Here is an 18,487-nt window from a genome sequence, read left to right as displayed (position 1 = left end):
TTATTTTAAATGCTGGAACTCAAACACATCAAGAAATACTACTACGTCGGCGATTCTGTCACGAAGGCGCTCGACAACGTCTCCGTTGCCTTTCGCTCACAAGAGTTCGTTGCCATCCTTGGTCCCAGTGGTTCTGGGAAAACGACCATGCTCAATGGGATCGGTGGTCTGGACATCTATGACTCAGGCGACCTCGCCATTGAAGGTAAGTCGACCAAGGATTTCTCCGAAGCCGACTGGGACGCCTACCGGAACAACTCCGTGGGGTTCATTTTCCAGAGTTACAACATCATTGGCCACTTAAGTATCCTCGATAACGTTGAAATGGGGATGACGTTAAGCGGCGTTTCCAATCAAGAAAAGAAGGAAAAAGCCCTCAAGGCCCTCGACCGTGTCGGCCTGACCGACCACATCGGCAAGAAACCCAATCAGTTATCTGGAGGCCAACTGCAACGCGTCGCAATCGCCCGGGCCATTGCTAACGAACCCGAGATTCTGTTGTGTGACGAACCAACCGGAGCACTAGATACCGAGACCAGTGACGAAATCATGCAGCTGATCAAGGAACTTTCCGCTGAACGACTAGTCATCATGGTCACGCATAATCCCGATTTGGCCCGGCAATATGCCGATCGTATCATCGAATTTGCTGACGGAAAGATTCAACACGACTCTGACCCTTACGATGAACATGCCGACGCTGAACAATTTGAGTTGAAGAAAACGAAGATGACCTTCTGGACCGCACTGAAGTTGTCCTTTAACAACATTCGGACCAAGAAAGGCCGGACCGCGTTGACCGCCTTTGCTTCCAGCATTGGGATCATTGGCATCGCCATCGTCCTCGCGCTATCCAATGGTTTTCAAGCACAGATCAACAAGACCCAGGCTAACACGTTGGCGCAGTTCCCCGTGACCATCTCACAGACGGCCACGAGCACCACTGGTGGCACCAATAGCAACGACAAGGTCAAGACCAGCAAGTCTAATCAGGTTAAAGCCAAAGTCAGCGATGCGGACAAGGCGACCCACACCAACAAGCTTACCAAAGGTTACTTAACCTACGTTAAAAAACTCGACAGTAAGTTGAGCAAAAACGTGACCTACACCTACTCAACGGGGATGAACCTGTTGCGTGAGGTGAACGGCAAGACGAAGACGGTCTCCTTCTCCAATACCGACAATAGTAGCGCCAACTCCGCAAGTGCGATGTCCGCGGCCATGGCCAACTCGACCGGGGTCGGCGTTTCCGTTTACCCGAGTGCCAACGATGGCGGGACGACCTTCCTGAAGAAACACTACAAGCTGTTGTCCGGTTCCTACCCCAAGGGCGCTAACGATGTGGTCCTGATTGTCGATCGTGACAACTCGACCAACATCAACGCCCTCAAGAACTTGGGTTACACCGTCAAAGATAACCAAAAGTTCGACTACAGCAAAATCGTAGGAACGACCATCAAGGCCGTCAACAACGACGATTACTACCAGAGCCTCCCTACTGGCAACTACGTCCCTAACAAGGCAACGACTGCCCTCTATCGTAAAAGTAACAATACCACTATTAAAATCGCTGGTATCCTACGGGTCAAGTCAAAATCATCCGAAAACGTCTTGGCTTCCGGAATTGCCTACAGCGACAAGTTGACCCAAAACATGATTCAGGCCAACCAAGACTCTAAAATCGTGAAGGCCCAAAAGAAAGCCGACAGCAATGTGATTACCGGCCAAAGTGTCGATAGCACGACTAAAAAGTCACTGGTCAGCTACCTGGGTGGGTCGACTACCCCCGCTAGCATCCTGATCTACCCGAATACGTTTAAGAACAAGGACAAGGTCCTGAGCTACTTGGACAAGTACAATCGGGGCAAGAGCAAGGCGGACAAGGTCATCTACACGGATATGGCCGGAACCGTCTCCAGCTTGACGGGTGGGCTGATGGACGCCATCACCTATGTTCTGGTGGCTTTCGCCGGTATTTCATTGGTCACGAGTATGATCATGATCGCCATCATCACCTACACCTCCGTTCTGGAACGGACTAAAGAAATTGGTATTCTGAAGGCCCTGGGTGCTCGGAAGAAGGATATCACGCGTGTCTTCGATGCCGAAACCTTTATCCTCGGCGTCGGCTCCGGTGCCTTAGGGGTCGTAATCGCTTGGTTGTTGACGTTCCCAATCAACATCGTCTTGCAAAATATCACCGACCTCAGCAACGTGGCCCATCTCAACCCAATCCATGGTATCGTGCTGATCATCATCAGTACCGTCCTGACTATGTTGGGTGGCCACATCCCCGCTCGAATGGCGGCCAAGAAGGACGCGGCAACGGCTTTGCGTTCAGAATAAAGTTCTATTAGGCAAAATAAGAAGCACGTCAGCTCTCATTGTAAGAGTTGGCGTGCTTTTTAGGCTGTGTGTTGCGAAGTTAAGTTGACGTGACGTGACGCGGCGTGGCCGCACTCCGGCTCTGATTGTACTTTCCAATTTTAAACATTGAAAACGCACTGCACGTGAGCTTCAAAGTTGACTCCTGACAATCCTGCATCAATAATTGAGTGCAGTTGCCATGTTAGCAGTAAAACGGAAAGTTATCCGTTCGATTTCCTTAGCAAAGAAGTCTCTAAATATTTGGATTAGTGAAAAACCACCGTCGCATAATCGACTATCTAAAGATAGTGAATGACATTTATTTTTAGATTCTACGATTTTTCTTGGATTTAACAGCTGTCCGAGTCTACCATGCTCCCGGAGATAGCAATCAGCCATATCAGTTCAGCGTCTACACCAAAAACAGCGCTACCCGTCCACCAACCGAAATTGGTATTCAGGTAACGCTGCTTTGATTTTACGAATTAACCCTCCGCCTGGTGAACATCTTCCTTGATGTTGTCCTGTGCGAAGTCGTGTTGCCGGTAGTCGTCATCGTCGACGGGTAAGTGCTGTTCCAGTGTCGAGAAGAGCTGAATGTTGACATCGCCAGTAACGGCGGCAAAGTCCAGCAAGTGTCCGCCAAAGGTATGGTCATCCGCCAAGAAATGGTGATGGAAGCCACCCACAGCAATCCCGTCAAACAGTTGTGGTGAGTAGTAGCCAATCAAGGTGCCGGCCACTTCATCACGGGTGAAGACGCTCTGCTGCTTAGCCGTTTCCGCCAAAGATTGGTACGGTTGACTTGATTTGGCCACTGCCCGGGTCTTCACGCCACTAAACGTCCCGGTAATTTTAACCGAGAAAAACGCATTTTGTAACCTACTCAGTTCCAGAATCTGTTGGTTCAGATCCGTCTTGCTGGCAGATTCAACCGACATCAGGGGTTGGTAGGCCGCAAAGTGACTGTTCGCAAATGGCAAGGTGAAGTCATCACTGACCACGTGGACCTCGCCACGACTGTTGACCTGATAGGGCTTGCCATCTAAGATGATCAGCTCGCCATCCAGGCCTTCACCCGTCCCAATTCCGGTATCACCGTGTTGCAGCAATTCCTTCATGGTCAACGTTCCGGTCAAGAGACCCGGAACCAATAATGCTAACGTACCATGTTGATAAAGTGTGTCTGTTTTCATTCGATTACTCCCTTTAGCTGAGGACGTCCTCTAATAATTGTGACTTCAACTTAAGGTTATCACGGTAGTCAACCGGGATCTGAACAATCACGGGACCATCGGCCTTGAAGGCTTCGTCTAACGTCTTGCTCAGGTCAGCTGCATGGTTGACCCGCAATCCCTTGGCGCCAAAGCTTTCTGCATATTTCACGTAGTCGACCGGACCAAATTTCACACCGGCATCTTGACCGTATTTAGCCAATTCTTGGAACTTGACCATGTCGTAGAACCCATCGTCCCAAATCAATTGTACGATTGGCAAGTGCAGCCGGACGGCCGTTTCCAAATCTTGACCGGAGAACAGGAAGCCCCCATCCCCAGCAACGGAAACAACGGGTTGCCCTGGCCGTTCTAGCGCGGCAGCAATGGCCCAAGGCAAAGCGACCCCTAACGTCTGCATCCCATTACTGAAGAGCAAGTGACGTGGTTGGTAGCTCCGGAAGTACCGGGCCATCCAAATGTAGAAACTACCCACATCAACGGCCACGGTCGTCTCATCGTTGACCTTAGCCTGGAGCGCTTGGATGATAGCTAACGGGTGAATACCATTCGCGTCATCAGCCGCTGGGACGTGTGCTTGGTCATCGAAGGCCTGGCGGTGTTCACTCAATTCCTTTTGAATATCAGCAGACAGTGCCCAATCAGCTGGTAATTTATCAGCGATGGCCGTGACCGTCTTGGCGATGTCAGCCTTAACCACCATTTCTGGTTGGTAATCGGTCGAAATTTCAGGAACGATGCTGTCGATGTTGATCACTTCACCGTTACGGTCCGTGTTCCAGATCCGCGCTTCGTATTCCACGGGATCGTAACCAACGGCAATCACCAGGTCACTACGCTTCAATAGGCTGTCCCCGATTTGGTTCCGGAATAAACCAACCCGACCAAAGTAGTCCCGAACTAAGTCGTGGGCCACAACGCCGGCGCCTTGGAACGTTTCCACAACGGGTAAATCGGCTTGCTTGAGTAAAGCCCGAATCGCAGCCGTTTCAGCTGGTGCGGAAGCCCGCATACCGGCCAAGATGACTGGCAACTTAGCCGCCTTGATCTTATCAACAATACTGGTAATCGTGGCGTCATCAGCGACACCCTGGTTGACCGTTGGGACTGCCCCAATTTCTGGGCGGTCAACATCACCGCTCAACACGTTTTGTGGCAATGAAATAAATGTTGCCCCGGCTTTAGCGGATTGTGCCGTTTGGTAAGCATTGGCAAAGGCTTCAGACAGGTTGTTTGCGTTTTGAACTTCCACGCTAGACTTAGTTGCGGAGTCCATCAGTTCCTTACTAGGAATACTTTGGTGAGTCAGTCGTCCAAGATCGTCTTGCGGAACTTGACCACCTAAAGCAATCACAGGGTCCCCTTCAGCGGTCGCAGTGATCAAACTCGTGACCATGTTAGACACACCAGGGCCAGAAGTCGTGGCGACGACCCCTGGTTTACCGGTAACCCGGCCAATTCCGGAAGCCATCAACGCCGCATTTTGTTCGTGACGCGTCACAATTAGTTTAGGTGTGCGTGGATCTTTGCTATACTGTAAGCCTTCAAACAATTGGTCGACTTTGGCACCAGGAATTCCGAAAACATACTTGATTCCTTGGTTGATCATACTTTGGATCAGTGCTTGTGCACCGTTTTTTGAAGTTGTCATTAGCAATACCCCATCCTTAGTTTTTTTATTTTTGAAATTAACTGAAGTTAAGTTGACAAGTCAACATAGGACCATCATAATAGCTGTAAGTTGTTTTGTCAACATGAAAATTTATGAAAGATTCACGAAAGGAGTTTTCCCAATGAAAGATCTCGGTTACTTAGCTCAGGACATCTCGATTCTGCACCGGAAATACTACAAGGATACCCGTGAAGCGTTTAAAGAACTTGGGCTCAACCCAACGGCGGCCTGTGTCTTGCTGACCGTTCACGAATACCCACAGGTCAACCAAAATCAGGTGGCCAAGTCACTCGTCATCGATAAGGGGCTGACCACCCGCGAGGTCAACAAGTTACAAAGTCTCGACTACCTCGCCAAAACGGCCGGTAGCGGCAAAACGCAACTCCTAACCCTCACTAAAACCGGTGAAGATGTCGTCAACCAAGTCCAAACGATTCGACGCAGTTGGTGGCAAGCGCGCTTCGATGAAACTGGAATCGATGCGCAGAGTCCACTGATTCCCGCCATTGAAGCCGCGGTGGCTAGCATCATCGACGCTTAGGCCGAATTCCAGGAGACCACTAATCACGCTGTGAAAACAATTATGATCATTCAAAAAGACGTCATCACTTCTGAAGGAAATGATGGCGTCTTTTCATACAATCATCTAAAAGTTGAAGGTTTCAAAATATCGGTCATGCCTGTTCTAGCAACAATATTGGCATCAAAGCTAGGCAACATGGTAGTTGAGTCGCCTTATCGGCCGGCAGACGGAATCCCTGGTAGCCGCAGTGCGCTCAATTTAGCCTAATTTAACGGTATGACTGCTTACTCATACTGAGAGATGAAACCTGAATTTCAGTTTTCAGTCTTCAGATGATCATACAAAGGTTGTCCCTACCAAAAAGGGTCTGGGACATAACTCAAAAATCAGCTGTTTCAGAAGAATATTCTCTTCTGAAACAGCTGATTTCATTTTTGGCCATTATCGTGTCGAAACGTGCGCCAAAAGGCAGTTTGTTGCGCTTAACCCGAGAACAGAACTTATGCCAAGACCAGGCATAACCCCTGTTCTCACGTTAATGCTCGCAAACTAACCGCCTTATGGCCCACTCTCTGCAAAACAAATTTAGTCCTTAACTTCCTTGCTAGCCGCAGCCACAAAGTCGCGGAACAAGCCTTCTGGCCGGTTTGGCCGGGAGAGGAATTCTGGATGGTATTGCGCAGCCACGAAGAATTTCTTCTTTGGCAACTCGATCACTTCTACCAAGTGGTCGTCAGGTGAAGTCCCAGAGAAGACCAGTCCCTTAGCTGCCATTTCGGCCCGGTACTGGTTATTGAATTCGTAACGGTGACGGTGGCGTTCTTCAACCATCGCTTGGTTGTCGTAAGCCGCAGCGGCCTTGCTACCTGGCTTCAACTTGCAAGGGTACAGACCTAACCGTTGGGTCCCCCCCATTTCATGCACGTCAGCTTGGTCGGCCATCAAGTCAATAATCTTGTGTGTGGTACTTGGATTCATTTCCGTCGAGTTGGCGTCCTTGTAACCTAAGACGTCACGCGCAAATTCAATGCTGGCAACCTGCATCCCCAGGCAAATGCCCAAGAATGGCACGTCTTCTTCCCGCGCATACTTGATGGCGGTGATCATCCCCTCGATACCACGATCACCGAATCCACCGGGAACAATGATTCCATCGGCATCGCCCAAGATATCCTGAACGTTGTCATTGGTGATCTTTTCAGCATCGATCATCTTCAGATCAATGTTGGCATCGACCGGGTAACCGGCGTGTTGTAAGGCTTCGGCCACGGAAATGTAGGCATCGTGTAGCGCCACGTATTTGCCGACCAAGGCAATTTTGATGGTCCGCGTTAAGTTCTGCATGTGATCGACCATGGTAGCCCATTGCTTCATGTCTGACTTAGGTGCATCAACCTTGAAGTGGTCCAAGACGATTTGGTCTAAGCCTTGGTCCTGTAAGCGTAACGGAATCGAGTAAATCGTAGAAACGTCCATCGATTCAATGACCGCTTCCGGCTTCACGTCACAGAACAACGCAATCTTGCGCCGCATCTCATCGGTGATTGGGTTCTCTGTCCGCACCACCAAAATGTTGGGCTGAATCCCGATGCTCCGAAGTTCACGCACTGAGTGTTGCGTGGGTTTCGTCTTCATTTCGTGAGCCGCGTGTAGCGTTGGCACCAATGTCGTGTGAATGTAGACCACGTTTTCATCGCCAACTTCGGACTTCATTTGCCGAATGGCTTCCAGGAAGGGTTGGGATTCGATATCCCCAACGGTCCCCCCAATTTCAGTAATCACAAAATCAGCGCCCAGCGTCTTGCCAGCTCGCATAATCTTTTCCTTGATCATTCCGGTAATGTGCGGAATAACTTGCACCGTGGCACCCAAGTAGTCCCCACGACGCTCCTTTTCCAAAACTTCAGAGTAAATCTTACCAGTCGTGACATTTGAATACTTATTCAAGTTGTTGTCAATAAACCGTTCATAGTGACCCAAGTCCAGGTCCGTTTCGGTCCCATCGTCGGTTACGAAGACTTCCCCATGTTGATAAGGATTCATCGTGCCGGGATCCACGTTGATGTACGGATCAAATTTTTGAATGGTTACGTTGAGACCACGGTTCTTCAATAGGCGTCCTAAAGAAGCGGCCACAATCCCCTTACCTAGTGATGAAACCACGCCGCCAGTGACAAAAATATATTTGGTCATGTGCAAACTCCTCGTAAGATTATTTAGGGTCGGAAAAAATTATAAAAAAAGCTCCCTATCCATTGCGAATAGGGAGCTTTACCGTCCAGTTGTCCTTGCTACAAGTAGCAAGGAGCCCAAAAAACATAATACCTGCTTTTCGGGAGGAGGTCAAGCGAACGACGACATTTATTTTTGTTGCTCGTCGTCCTCTTCTTCATCATCATCGTCAGATTCGTCATCGTCGGCTGAGAAGTCAAGATTGTCATCTTCATCGTCGTCCGGCGTTTCCATTTGGGAAAGCTGGTCTTCGATACCATCCGGAATGTCTTCCGAATCGTCTTCTTCATCATCGTCGTCGATGCCTAAGCCGGTCTGCAACTTGCCCAAATCAGGGGTCGTTGAACCAGTACCATCGTCGTCATCGTCGTCATCAGTTGCGTAACTGGTGTCGTCGTCTTCTGGATCGTCATCGTCGTAATCGATCACGTCATCGTCGTCGGTCGTGTCGGCTAAGAAGGCATTAACCTTCTTCCGCTTCTTGCGCTTAGGTTGATCTTCGTCTTCCTCAGCGTGAACCGTCGCTTCATCGATGGATTCAAACGGATACCAAGTTCGCAGTCCCCAAAGGTTATCACCCAGAGAAATGAAACTACCATCGACATTTAAATCCGTATAAAATTGGGACAGCCGGTCACGAATCTCTTCGTCGCTGTCGCCCAAATACGATTGGACGGCGTTGGCTAAGTCGGCAAACCCCATCACGTCGCCGTGTTGCGACAAAATAGCGTGAGCAACTTCGATCATTGATAATTCCTTTTTATTCTGGCCCTCAAAGACTTTTAATTCCAAACTGGTGCACGTCCTTTCCACAGTCTACGAAATATGATACTCGTTTATGCCGTAAATTGCAATCTAATCTTGTAGTTCCCGACTAAATCGTCATTGGCATAAAGGAGGTAGTCAATTTTAACGTTGCCACTAAACGGTTTCTCCTGAAAGCTCGTTTCCAAGTACGGCGTGACCGTCTCAATTGGCATAATCCCATAAGGGGTGTTGTAGCGTGCCGTGACCCGCTTGCCACTCACAAAGTGGAGTCGTAATTCGGCCTCGGCCTTTCTGGTCAGGTGGACCTCACCCTCTGGCGTAAATTTCATGGTGACTGGTGTCTGTTCGCCAGTCTCATTGTTGGGTTCCAAATACCGCAGATAGAGGTTGCTGCCCATCTGGACCAGCTGACCATCCACATCCAAGCGGTAATCGGAAACGTCTTCGCCTTGCTTAATGTGCGTCTCCAGATGAATCATAACGGGCACCCCCGTAGATAATCGACCCATTTACACCCTTCCTTTCCGCGAATTGTCTGGATTAATTATAGTTCATTTTCCGCGGAAAACCTACCATTTATGCAATTGGATTTTCGTTAGTCGCCTTCGGCCCGCGCCGTCAACGATGAGTTGTACAATGCCCACCCTATCTCAGCGTTGGCAGGATTTAATTGGGCGCTCTGCGGCTGCCAGGAATTCCACCCCTGGCCTCCTCCGGCTCTGATTGTACTCTGCCACAGAAACCATTGAAAAAATTTTTCATCATTCTACTGACCAGCTAATCATTTGCTATGACCAAAAAAACGATTATACGCCGAGCGTTCATCAAACATGGCCTTAGGTAGGCTATACCACGACATATCTGGCGATTGACAAGCTAGAATAGCACAGAATCACCTAATTTCAACACCATTATTGTCGTTACAGCTGACATTTAGCCGCTTTCAATCTTAAATGACCTGTCCGCCGACATACATCATGCCCACACCGCCCAAACAATGACGCGGCAAGCGTTTTCTAGTATAATAAGACGTTGAAGTCTACCTAGCACGACATGATGTCTTTGGTCTTACGTTGTCTGATCTGACCACATTCTCCTTGCGATGTTGACATCCAGTCGTTAGCCATCAAAGTACCAGCCGACGACCACGTGAGTATCCTTATGATCGGCTAACCAGAACTACCCGACCTTAAAAACTTTCTTTTTGGACACAATGACGCCCTAGCAATTACCTTTCAACTCCAGGTTGACCTTACCAAATGGCGTTTCTGTCAGCCTGTGACAAACCAAAAACCTATATAAAAAAGAAGGTGGGACTATGGGCCCCTTTGCTTTACCAACTAAAACGATTCAAACCGTCACGACACCCATTCCAGCTGCACAGAAGAATCAGGCGTTCGGGTATACCAATGCCCTGCTCGACCTCGTTGTGGACCTTCAGCAGCCTATTCTGCACTTCTGGACGATGCAACCGACCGTTATCATGGGACTGAAGGACAAACGGTTACCGGACCTTAAAGCGGCAATTAGGGCCGTTCAGGGGCACGGCTACGATGCCGTGCTTCGCAATTCCGGCGGCTTGGCCGTGGTCAGCGATGCTGGCGTCCTCAATGTCTCCTTATTTACTCCCCTGACGACGCCCCCCATCAGTGTTGACGCGGCTTACGAGCAAATGATGCAACTGGTCGCCGCGGCCTGGCCGGAACTGGCAATCGCCCACTACGAGATCACGCGTTCCTACTGTCCTGGCGACTATGACCTCAGCGTTAACGGCCTAAAGATCGCCGGCATCGCCCAGCGACGGAGTCCCCACGCACTGGTGACCATGCTTTATTTAGGCGTCAACGGAAATCAGACCGCGCGGGGGGAACTCGTGCGTGACTTCTACCAGGCCGGACTGAGCGACCAGCCCAACCAATGGGACTTTCCAGACGTTGATCCTGCCGTCATGACCACGACGGCCGCCTTGCTCCAACACGATGTGACCATTGCCGACGCACAGGCTCGCTTCATCACGGCTTGCCAAACGGCTGGACTCAACGTTGAACACGAAAAATTGGCCACCCTAATGGCCGCACCACCCTTTACCACGGCCCTCGACCACGCCACCGCTCAGATGGCCCGCCGACAACCGCGACTAGACTAACCTACGAGGAGGAATCACTGTGAACTACGCCCAAGCACGGTTGCCCCGGGAGAAAGTCTTTCGGGATCCCGTGCACAACTATATTTACGTGCAACACCAGATTATTTTAGACTTGATCAACACCCGGGAATTTCAACGGCTCCGGCGCATCAAACAGCTGGGAACTGCCTCGTTGATTTTCCACGGCGCCGAACATTCGCGCTTTACCCACTCGCTGGGCGTTTACGAAATTACGCGCCAGATCTGTGACAACTTTCAGCGTAACTACCCCACCAAAGTACCGGGTGACGGCGGTTGGGACGATCAGGAACGACTGACGGCGCTGTGTGCCGCCCTGCTCCACGATATCGGCCATGGCCCTTATTCACACACGTTTGAACATATCTTTCATACCAATCACGAAGCCATTACGGCCGAAATCCTGACGTCGCCAGAAACCGAAGTTAACCAAGTTCTGCGGCGAGTCAGTGCGACCTTCCCCGCTGAGGTGGCTAGTGTGATTCAAAAGACCTATCCGAATCCTCAGGTCGTTCAGATGATCTCCAGTCAGATCGACGCCGACCGCATGGACTACCTGTTGCGCGATGCCTATTATACGGGCACCCAATACGGGACATTTGACCTGACGCGCATTCTGCGCGTGATGCGGCCTTACCAGGATGGCATCGCCTTTGCCATGAACGGCATGCACGCGGTCGAAGACTACATCGTCAGCCGCTTTCAAATGTATCAACAGGTCTACTTTCACCCCGTCTCTCGCTCGATGGAGGTCATCTTAGACCACTTGTTGGGGCGGGCCAACGAGCTCTACCAAACGGGACAAAGTGATGATAGCTTCATTCCCCACTTATTGTTACCCTTCTTCAACCACGAGTTTAATCTTCAGGATTATCTGAACCTAGACGATGGGGTGTTGACCACCTACTTCATTCACTGGCGCCAGTCACCGGACGAAATTTTGGCCGACATGGCGCACCGTTTCTTAGATCGTAAGCCTTTGAAGAGTGCTATCGTCACTGCAGATACAGCTGCCCTGTTACCACAACTCCGCGAAATGATTCGTTCCGTGGGCTTCAATACCGATTACTATACGGCGACCGATAACAGTTACGATTTGCCTTACGACGATGCTTACGACCCCAAGGTCACCCATCCGTTGACGCAAATCGAGCTGCAAGAACCAGATGGCACGTTGCAGGAACTCTCAACGGTCTCCGACTTGGTCAACGCCATCCGCGGAAAATTCACTGGCGACCAACGCTTCTTCTTCCCTAAGGAAATGCTGAATCCGGGCGATGACGCTCCCGAAATTTTCCAGCCGATCTACGACGACTTCGGCCGCTACATTCAAAACAACCAACTCATTCACCCAAAGGAGAACTAATTTCATGACGATCAAATTGATTGCAATCGACATCGATGGGACGCTACTGAACGAAAAAAACGAACTCGCTCCGGCCACGATTGCGGCCGTCAAAGCTGCCAGCGCCCAGGGAATCAAGGTCGTGCTGTGTACCGGTCGGCCCCTGACCGGCGTGCAACCTTACTTAGATGCTATGGATATCGCTGGCGATGATCAGTACGCCATCACCTTTAACGGCTCGGTCGCTCAAACGGTTGCCGGCAAAGTCCTAACCAACCACTCGTTGACCTACGACGATTTCATTGACCTCGAGGCCCTGTCCCGGAAGTTACAGTCCCACTTTCAAATCGAAACGCCAGACTACATCTACACGGCCAATAAAAATATCAGTGCCTACACGATCGCCGAAAGCTACCTGGTCCGAATGCTGATTCGGTACCGCGAAGTCGGCGAAACTTCGCGCGACCTGACTATTTCCAAAGCCATGTTTGTCGACGACCCAGAAGTCATCACCCGCGTCAAAGACAACATGCCCGCCAGCTTCAAGGAACGGTTCAGCGTCGTCCAAAGCGCCCCTTACTTTATCGAGGTCATGAACAGCCATGCCAGCAAGGGCGGTACCCTGAGTGAATTAGCAACGCAACTGGGCATCACGGCCGATGAAGTTATGACATTGGGCGATCAAGGTAACGACTTAACTATGATCAAATACGCCGGCCTTGGGGTGGCCATGGGCAATGCCATTGATGAGGTCAAGGAAGCGGCCCAAGCCGTGACCTTGACCAATGCCGAAGACGGGGTGGCCGCGGCTATCCGCAAGTATGCGTTGAAATAGTCTGACAGGCCATTGGCAAATTAAGTTGCACATTAAAATCTAAAAACGCCTCCTCAAAATTAAATTGGGGAGGCGTTTTTTTCAGCCGGCTTACACCACGGGCGACTTTGGAGACACGTGGTTTTCGTGGCTTCAAAGCGAGCGAGAAGACTGGTGTTCTGCCAGTCTGAAGCGTCCCCACAGCAGGCGGAATCCCTGGCAGCCGTAGTACGCCAATTTTGACTAGTTTAACGGTACGAAAGCTTACCATGTACAGAGATGGGGTCTGAATTTTATCTTTCAACCTTTAGTTAACTTAGTCTAAAAAATGCCCCCTACTTTGTCAGTAGAGCGCATCCAAGTTATTTTTTAAAGGGTAAAGACGATACCTAAGACTAGGTAGCACGCCCCGGAAATTAAACCAAATCTTGCTGGCGCATTCACCACAATTGGCGCATTTTTAGCACTCGCCACGTGATGGACCTCGACCTTTTCCCCCGGCATCAGATCTTTCTTATCCGCCCGCTTGTGTCGCCGGAAAAGATGACGCCATCCCGTAAATAAATGGCCCTTTAGCAGTACACAAATGGCCCCAAAAACAATGAGGGCCAGACCGACTAAAAATAAAAGATTGCCGATTACCATCAGTGGCTGGCCCAACAACTTCATGACCAAGGCCACCAACAGGCCCGCCGCAACAGTTCCCGTCGCCCATTTCTGCCAACTATTCATTCAATCACTCCTACTTTACGTCACCCTTTAGTTTCTCAAGTAACGGTTGAAAATACACACGCATTTCTCAGTCTTTAGATCTTAAACACCAGCGCCAGCCATGTCCAACAATTCGGCTAAAATTAGGCAACCTAGTGATTGGGGTCGCCTTACCGGCCGGCAGATATGGGCTGGATCGGTGCGAACACGCGCCTGAGCCCATATCTGCCGACCTCTCGGCTTACGTTGTACGCTCAGACAACACTGAGACTAACCTATAACCATTGTTATTGACTGGACCAAAACCGTTAAGTAACTGTGATCTACAGCTGCTTACCTGATAAAACACAGTCAGCACTGGAGGAGGCCAGGGATGGCATCAACCGTGAAAGTAGTGTTAGCTGGTGTTTTTTTCAGCCTGCTTACGCCATTGAAAACACGCATTCTTCGTGGCTTCAAAGCAAGAAGACTGGTGTTCTTTCAGGCTGAAGCGTCCCCACAGCAAGCGGAACTCCTGGCAGCCAGAGTGCAATCAATTTAGACTAGTTTAATAAAAAACTTGAGCCAACGCACTGCGCCGCTCAAGTTCTTTGTCATGTTTATTGTTCGTGACTCCGGAAACGGTTCTTGAACAATGGGCTGACTGGCCGGTTTTCGTTGATTCGCTTGATGGCTTGACCAATCAGTGGACCAACCGAAATTTGTTCGATCTTGTCAATTTGCTTGTCGGCCGTTAATTGAATTGAATCCGTCACAACTAATTTCTTAATTGGTGAATTCTTGATGCGTTCAATTGCGGGACCAGACAGAACGGGATGCGTACAACTAGCGTAAACTTCCATCGCGCCAGCTTCCATCAACGCCTTAGAACCTAAGGTGATAGTCCCCGCCGTATCGATCATGTCATCGATCATGATGCAGCGTTTGCCTTTAACATCCCCAATGATGTTCATGATCTCCGCCACGTTAGCTCGTGGACGGCGCTTGTCGATGATGGCGATTGGGGCCTTGAGAAATTCTGCCAAAGCCCGTGCCCGTGTCACCCCACCATGGTCAGGTGAAACGACGACCGCGTCTTCCGCCAAGCCGTTGCTTAAGAAGTAATCCGCCAATAACGGTGCGCCCATCAAATGGTCGACCGGAACGTCGAAGAATCCTTGAATTTGCGCAGCGTGCAAGTCCAACGCTACGACCCGTGTTACACCGGCCGTTTGAAGCATGTTTGCGACTAATTTAGCCGTAATAGGTTCCCGTGACCGGGCTTTACGATCTTGACGCGCGTAACCGTAGTACGGAATGACCACGTTAATGGTAGCCGCACTTGCCCGCCGTAAAGCATCGATCATGATCAGCAGTTCCATCAAGTTATCGTTGACGGGCGCTGAAGTCGACTGAATCACATAGACGTGACTGCCCCGGACACTCTGTTCAATGTTAATCCGGATTTCGCCGTCACTAAAACGGTCCACCGAAGTCTTCCCTAATTCGACACCAACCTCGTCAGCAATTTTTTGCGCCAACGGTTTGTTGGAGTTTAACGCAAAAATCTTTAATTTAGGGTCAAAATATTGCGTAGCCATAATTTCCTCCAATAGCAACTAGTCTGCCTGAATTTACTACAACAATTTTATGCTATCGGGTCCGGAAACACAAGACCTTCAGCTTAATCTTCACCACGATATGGTAGTTTCTGATAGTAATTAGGCTTGTTGGTTTGCCGTTGCCGGGCAATTGCCATGTCATATTTGTTCACAGCGTCAGTAATGGTCGACCCTGCCGCGATAAAACTGTGGTCAGCCACATCCAATGGCGCAACCAGATTTGAGTTCGAGCCGATAAAGGCATCATCGCCCACCGTCGTTTCGTGCTTGTTCTTGCCGTCATAGTTGACGAAGACGACCCCACAGCCGACATTGATATTCTTGCCGAGCTTAGCGTTGCCGACGTAGGTCAAGTGCCCCACCTTCGTGCCTTCACCAATCGTTGCCTTCTTCACTTCAACAAAGTTGCCCAAGTGAACTTTAGGCCCGATGTGTGATTCTGGACGTAAATGGCTGTTTGGCCCAATGTTGCTGCCAGCGGCCATGTCAGAGTCTTCCAGGAGAGAAGACGTGACGGTCACGTGGTCGGCCAACTTGGCGTTTCGCAGTTCGGAATGAGAGCCGATGTAGCAGTCCTCACCGATTACCGTATCCCCCTTCAACAGGACGCCGGGTTCAATGATGGTGTCCGCGCCGATTTTGACATCAGCGTCGATGTAGGTCGTTGCTGGGTCAATCAGCGTAACCCCGTCTTGCATGTGCTGCCGGTTGATCCGGTCGCGCATGATCTTCGTGGCAGCGGATAAGGCTACCCGATCATTAACTCCCATGGATTCATCGAAATTGGCCATTTGATAAGCCGCCACGATGTCGCCTTGGTGTTTCAAAATTTCAATGACGTCGGTCAGATAGTATTCACCTTGAGCGTTGTCATTAGACGTTTCGTGCAGCGCCTTAAACAACTTCTGGTTATCGAAAACGTAGACCCCGGTGTTGATTTCATGAATTTCTTGTTCTTCGGAGTTCGCGTCCTTTTGTTCAACGATCTTTTCAACGATACCAATGTTGTTACGCACGATGCGGCCGTAGCCCGTTGGATCCGGTGCAATCGACGTTAAGATGGTCGCTGCGGCGTGCTTGGCTTCGTGGTAGGCAAAGAGGTCTTCGAACATTTCGGCGCGGAACAACGGTGTGTCCCCACTAACGATTAAAGTCGTTCCTTGCTCGTCCTTTAAGATGGGTTCCGTCTGTAAAACGGCATGGCCCGTCCCCAGTTGCTTGGCTTGTAGCGCGTACTGTGTGCGGTCACCCAGCGTGCTCTTAACGTCATCGGCACCGTAGCCAACGACCGTCACGATTTTATCCATCTTGGTCTGCTCAACCTGAGTCAACACGTGGTCAACCATGGCTTTGCCACAAACCTGATGCAACACTTTGTACAATTTTGACTTCATCCGGGTGCCCTTGCCGGCTGCGAGGATAATGGTATTTCTAGTCGTCATTTCCAAATATGCTCCTAGCTTTATTTAGTTTCGTCACCAAAGATCTGTGTGAGGTAGTTCCCTGGAGTCACACGAATCTGTTCATCCGCCGTCTGAATCTTCAGTAACGACGTGTACTTGCTAACGGTCCGTTGTCCGGCAAAATCACCTTCCGCAAACACCGCCACACCAGCCAATTGTGAATCAAACTCATCGACCAATGAACGCAGACCACCAACTGTCCCGCCGCCCTTCATGTAATCATCGACGATCAGGACCCGTGAATTGGGCTTTACACTGCGCTTGGACAACGCCATCCGTTCAATCCGTTTGGTCGAACCGGAAACGTAGTTCACACTCACGGTCGAGCCTTCAGTGATCTGTGAATCATGACGCACGATGACAAACGGAACGTTCAGGTAGTTAGCCACACTTTGCGCCAACGGAATTCCCTTGGTTGCCACGGTCACGACCACATCGACGTTTTGATTCAGATACTGGGTAGCCAAAATGCGGCCAATTTGCCGCAAAGCAGCTGGTCGGCCCAGAATATCTGACATGTACACGTAGCCACCGGGAAGGTAACGGTCGGCTTCGGACAGTTCGGAAATCATCTTACCAACGAATTGTTCGGCTTCTTCACGTAAAATATACGGAATGAAGCGCGCACCGCCGGCAGCCCCAGGAACCGTCTCCAGAAGACCGGTGCCCCGAGCTTGGAAGGTCCGCTTCAAAATCGTTAAGTCTTCACTGATGGAAGACTTAGCTGATTCATATCTAGCTGCAAAAAAGGTCAACGACACCAATTGATGCGGCCGTTCCAATAAATACCGAGTCATGTCCACTAACCGGTCACTTCTTCTGACTTTCAACTTCTTCACCTCAACTATTTCTTTAGAGTTAATTGTAAAGCTAATTTTAGCATAAATGTTCGGGTTTTTCGTGATATTTTCGTGAGAAATGGAAAAACCTACGGAACTTGATTTTCTGAAAGCGGATGAAACCTGTTAACCCCGGCTGTCATTTAAGTATATTACAATTTCAGAATGGGGACAGATTTTCGCCAATCTCAAGGCGTGATGACCATCTCATGTCCGGCCTCCCGCCTTGCAACCGCAACCAGTCGAGACACTTGCCAACTTCTCTCATGCCAGCTTTAATCTCACTTTACTCCGGTATGTCCTCCGAATTCAAGCAATCGCCTTCCCAACATGGACACGATTGCCAACGTCCACCCCAATTGCCACGACGCTTTCAATTTCACGTCCCCCCCTGTAATCGCAAATTCCGAACGGTCGTCAACGATGTGTGCGATGACACAAAAAAACTCCCAGCAAACAAGTGCGACTTGCGCTAAGAGTTTTTTCTATGATAAACATTCATATGGTGACTAGCCCCGACTGGCAGGGATACCGAACACTTATCGCGTATGGTGGCAGATAACAATATTCAAGCCTCATTCCAGCTTTGTCATTCGCGCCGCTAAGTTGAAATCAATTTCATGACGGCTAATAACAGGAATTTTGCTACCTGTTTGGAGAACGCTGAGGCACTAAAACGATCAGCCATCCTCCAGTGGATTCCAACTGATAACGATGGTTACAGATGATGCTCAACGTCGCCTAAGAACGCCC

General features: G+C 49.9%; 16 protein-coding genes. 7 read left to right on the top strand and 9 right to left on the bottom strand.

The genetic code is table 11. The features are described from left to right. Window positions 1–9 precede the first annotated feature (9 nt). Entirely contained in the window at window positions 10–2,346 is a 2,337-nt protein-coding gene (locus FAY32_RS10680) for an ABC transporter ATP-binding protein/permease (protein ID WP_143463424.1), read from the top strand. Window positions 2,347–2,852: 506 nt separating this feature from the next. Here the strand turns inward: FAY32_RS10680 and budA are convergent. After that, window positions 2,853–3,563, bottom strand: a complete 711-nt coding sequence (budA, locus tag FAY32_RS10675) for an acetolactate decarboxylase (protein WP_143463423.1) — start codon at window positions 3,561–3,563, stop codon at window positions 2,853–2,855. Window positions 3,564–3,576: 13 nt separating this feature from the next. Then, window positions 3,577–5,253 (bottom strand): acetolactate synthase AlsS, encoded by a 1,677-nt coding sequence (gene alsS / locus FAY32_RS10670; RefSeq protein ID WP_143463422.1) that lies wholly within the window; start codon window positions 5,251–5,253, stop codon window positions 3,577–3,579. A gap of 142 nt (window positions 5,254–5,395) precedes the next feature. Between alsS and FAY32_RS10665 the strand changes: the two genes are divergently transcribed. Together FAY32_RS10665 and FAY32_RS10660 are read left to right on the top strand one after the other, a co-directional pair. Further along, on the top strand, window positions 5,396–5,815 hold the full coding sequence (locus tag FAY32_RS10665) for a MarR family winged helix-turn-helix transcriptional regulator (protein ID WP_143463421.1): 420 nt from the start codon (window positions 5,396–5,398) through the stop codon (window positions 5,813–5,815). 30 nt (window positions 5,816–5,845) lie between these two features. Next, a complete protein-coding gene (locus FAY32_RS10660) occupies window positions 5,846–6,064 on the top strand; it encodes a hypothetical protein (RefSeq protein ID WP_143463420.1) in 219 nt (72 codons plus the stop codon). Between the two features lie 318 nt (window positions 6,065–6,382). Here FAY32_RS10660 and FAY32_RS10655 read toward each other — a convergent pair whose 3' ends face one another. From FAY32_RS10655 to FAY32_RS10645, 3 genes are all read right to left on the bottom strand, one after another. Continuing rightward, window positions 6,383–7,990, bottom strand: a complete 1,608-nt coding sequence (locus FAY32_RS10655) for a CTP synthase (RefSeq protein ID WP_143463419.1) — start codon at window positions 7,988–7,990, stop codon at window positions 6,383–6,385. Between the two features lie 168 nt (window positions 7,991–8,158). Continuing rightward, the gene (gene rpoE / locus FAY32_RS10650; RefSeq protein WP_143463418.1) at window positions 8,159–8,821 is read right to left on the bottom strand and encodes a DNA-directed RNA polymerase subunit delta; all 663 of its coding nucleotides are present in this window, start codon (window positions 8,819–8,821) and stop codon (window positions 8,159–8,161) included. Window positions 8,822–8,865: 44 nt separating this feature from the next. Then, window positions 8,866–9,306, bottom strand: a complete 441-nt coding sequence (locus FAY32_RS10645; protein WP_143463417.1) for a DUF1934 domain-containing protein — start codon at window positions 9,304–9,306, stop codon at window positions 8,866–8,868. 809 nt (window positions 9,307–10,115) lie between these two features. Here FAY32_RS10645 and FAY32_RS10640 point away from each other — a divergent pair. Genes FAY32_RS10640 through yidA form a run of 3 tightly spaced genes read left to right on the top strand, consistent with a single transcriptional unit; the run spans window position 10,116 to window position 13,141 of the window. After that, the gene (locus tag FAY32_RS10640) at window positions 10,116–10,943 is read left to right on the top strand and encodes a lipoate--protein ligase family protein (protein WP_143463416.1); all 828 of its coding nucleotides are present in this window, start codon (window positions 10,116–10,118) and stop codon (window positions 10,941–10,943) included. A gap of 19 nt (window positions 10,944–10,962) precedes the next feature. Continuing rightward, the gene (locus FAY32_RS10635; protein ID WP_143463415.1) at window positions 10,963–12,327 is read left to right on the top strand and encodes an HD domain-containing protein; all 1,365 of its coding nucleotides are present in this window, start codon (window positions 10,963–10,965) and stop codon (window positions 12,325–12,327) included. Window positions 12,328–12,331: 4 nt separating this feature from the next. Further along, complete coding sequence (yidA, locus tag FAY32_RS10630; RefSeq protein WP_143463414.1) at window positions 12,332–13,141, top strand: sugar-phosphatase; 810 nt, start codon at window positions 12,332–12,334, stop codon at window positions 13,139–13,141. A gap of 348 nt (window positions 13,142–13,489) precedes the next feature. Here yidA and FAY32_RS10625 read toward each other — a convergent pair whose 3' ends face one another. Then, complete coding sequence (locus FAY32_RS10625) at window positions 13,490–13,852, bottom strand: DUF3899 domain-containing protein (protein WP_143463413.1); 363 nt, start codon at window positions 13,850–13,852, stop codon at window positions 13,490–13,492. A 352-nt stretch (window positions 13,853–14,204) separates the two neighbouring features. Between FAY32_RS10625 and FAY32_RS14670 the strand changes: the two genes are divergently transcribed. Then, on the top strand, window positions 14,205–14,372 hold the full coding sequence (locus tag FAY32_RS14670) for a hypothetical protein (RefSeq protein WP_158727586.1): 168 nt from the start codon (window positions 14,205–14,207) through the stop codon (window positions 14,370–14,372). A 58-nt stretch (window positions 14,373–14,430) separates the two neighbouring features. Here the strand turns inward: FAY32_RS14670 and FAY32_RS10620 are convergent, their stop codons facing one another. The 3 genes from FAY32_RS10620 to purR form a co-directional block, all read right to left on the bottom strand. After that, complete coding sequence (locus FAY32_RS10620) at window positions 14,431–15,411, bottom strand: ribose-phosphate diphosphokinase (RefSeq protein WP_143463412.1); 981 nt, start codon at window positions 15,409–15,411, stop codon at window positions 14,431–14,433. 83 nt (window positions 15,412–15,494) lie between these two features. After that, window positions 15,495–16,874, bottom strand: coding sequence for a bifunctional UDP-N-acetylglucosamine diphosphorylase/glucosamine-1-phosphate N-acetyltransferase GlmU (gene glmU, locus FAY32_RS10615; protein WP_143463411.1), 1,380 nt, complete (start codon window positions 16,872–16,874; stop codon window positions 15,495–15,497). Window positions 16,875–16,894: 20 nt separating this feature from the next. Next, on the bottom strand, window positions 16,895–17,725 hold the full coding sequence (gene purR / locus FAY32_RS10610) for a pur operon repressor (protein ID WP_143463410.1): 831 nt from the start codon (window positions 17,723–17,725) through the stop codon (window positions 16,895–16,897). Between the last annotated feature and the right edge of the window lie 762 nt (window positions 17,726–18,487).

The organism is Levilactobacillus enshiensis, from assembly GCF_007115095.1.
Taxonomy (GTDB): Bacteria; Bacillota; Bacilli; order Lactobacillales; family Lactobacillaceae; genus Levilactobacillus; species Levilactobacillus enshiensis.
The sequence above is the reverse complement of the archived record's forward strand: the minus strand, read 5'-3'. Positions and strand labels throughout refer to the sequence as shown.

Coding starts and splice junctions, on each gene's coding strand:
- FAY32_RS10680 (WP_143463424.1), top strand. CDS start 10: ATGCTGGAACTCAAACACATCAAGAAATACTACTACGTCGGCGATTCT.
- budA (WP_143463423.1), bottom strand. CDS start 3,563: ATGAAAACAGACACACTTTATCAACATGGTACGTTAGCATTATTGGTT.
- alsS (WP_143463422.1), bottom strand. CDS start 5,253: ATGACAACTTCAAAAAACGGTGCACAAGCACTGATCCAAAGTATGATC.
- FAY32_RS10665 (WP_143463421.1), top strand. CDS start 5,396: ATGAAAGATCTCGGTTACTTAGCTCAGGACATCTCGATTCTGCACCGG.
- FAY32_RS10655 (WP_143463419.1), bottom strand. CDS start 7,990: ATGACCAAATATATTTTTGTCACTGGCGGCGTGGTTTCATCACTAGGT.
- FAY32_RS10645 (WP_143463417.1), bottom strand. CDS start 9,306: ATGGGTCGATTATCTACGGGGGTGCCCGTTATGATTCATCTGGAGACG.
- FAY32_RS10640 (WP_143463416.1), top strand. CDS start 10,116: ATGGGCCCCTTTGCTTTACCAACTAAAACGATTCAAACCGTCACGACA.
- yidA (WP_143463414.1), top strand. CDS start 12,332: ATGACGATCAAATTGATTGCAATCGACATCGATGGGACGCTACTGAAC.
- FAY32_RS10625 (WP_143463413.1), bottom strand. CDS start 13,852: ATGAATAGTTGGCAGAAATGGGCGACGGGAACTGTTGCGGCGGGCCTG.
- FAY32_RS14670 (WP_158727586.1), top strand. CDS start 14,205: ATGGCATCAACCGTGAAAGTAGTGTTAGCTGGTGTTTTTTTCAGCCTG.
- FAY32_RS10620 (WP_143463412.1), bottom strand. CDS start 15,411: ATGGCTACGCAATATTTTGACCCTAAATTAAAGATTTTTGCGTTAAAC.
- glmU (WP_143463411.1), bottom strand. CDS start 16,874: ATGACGACTAGAAATACCATTATCCTCGCAGCCGGCAAGGGCACCCGG.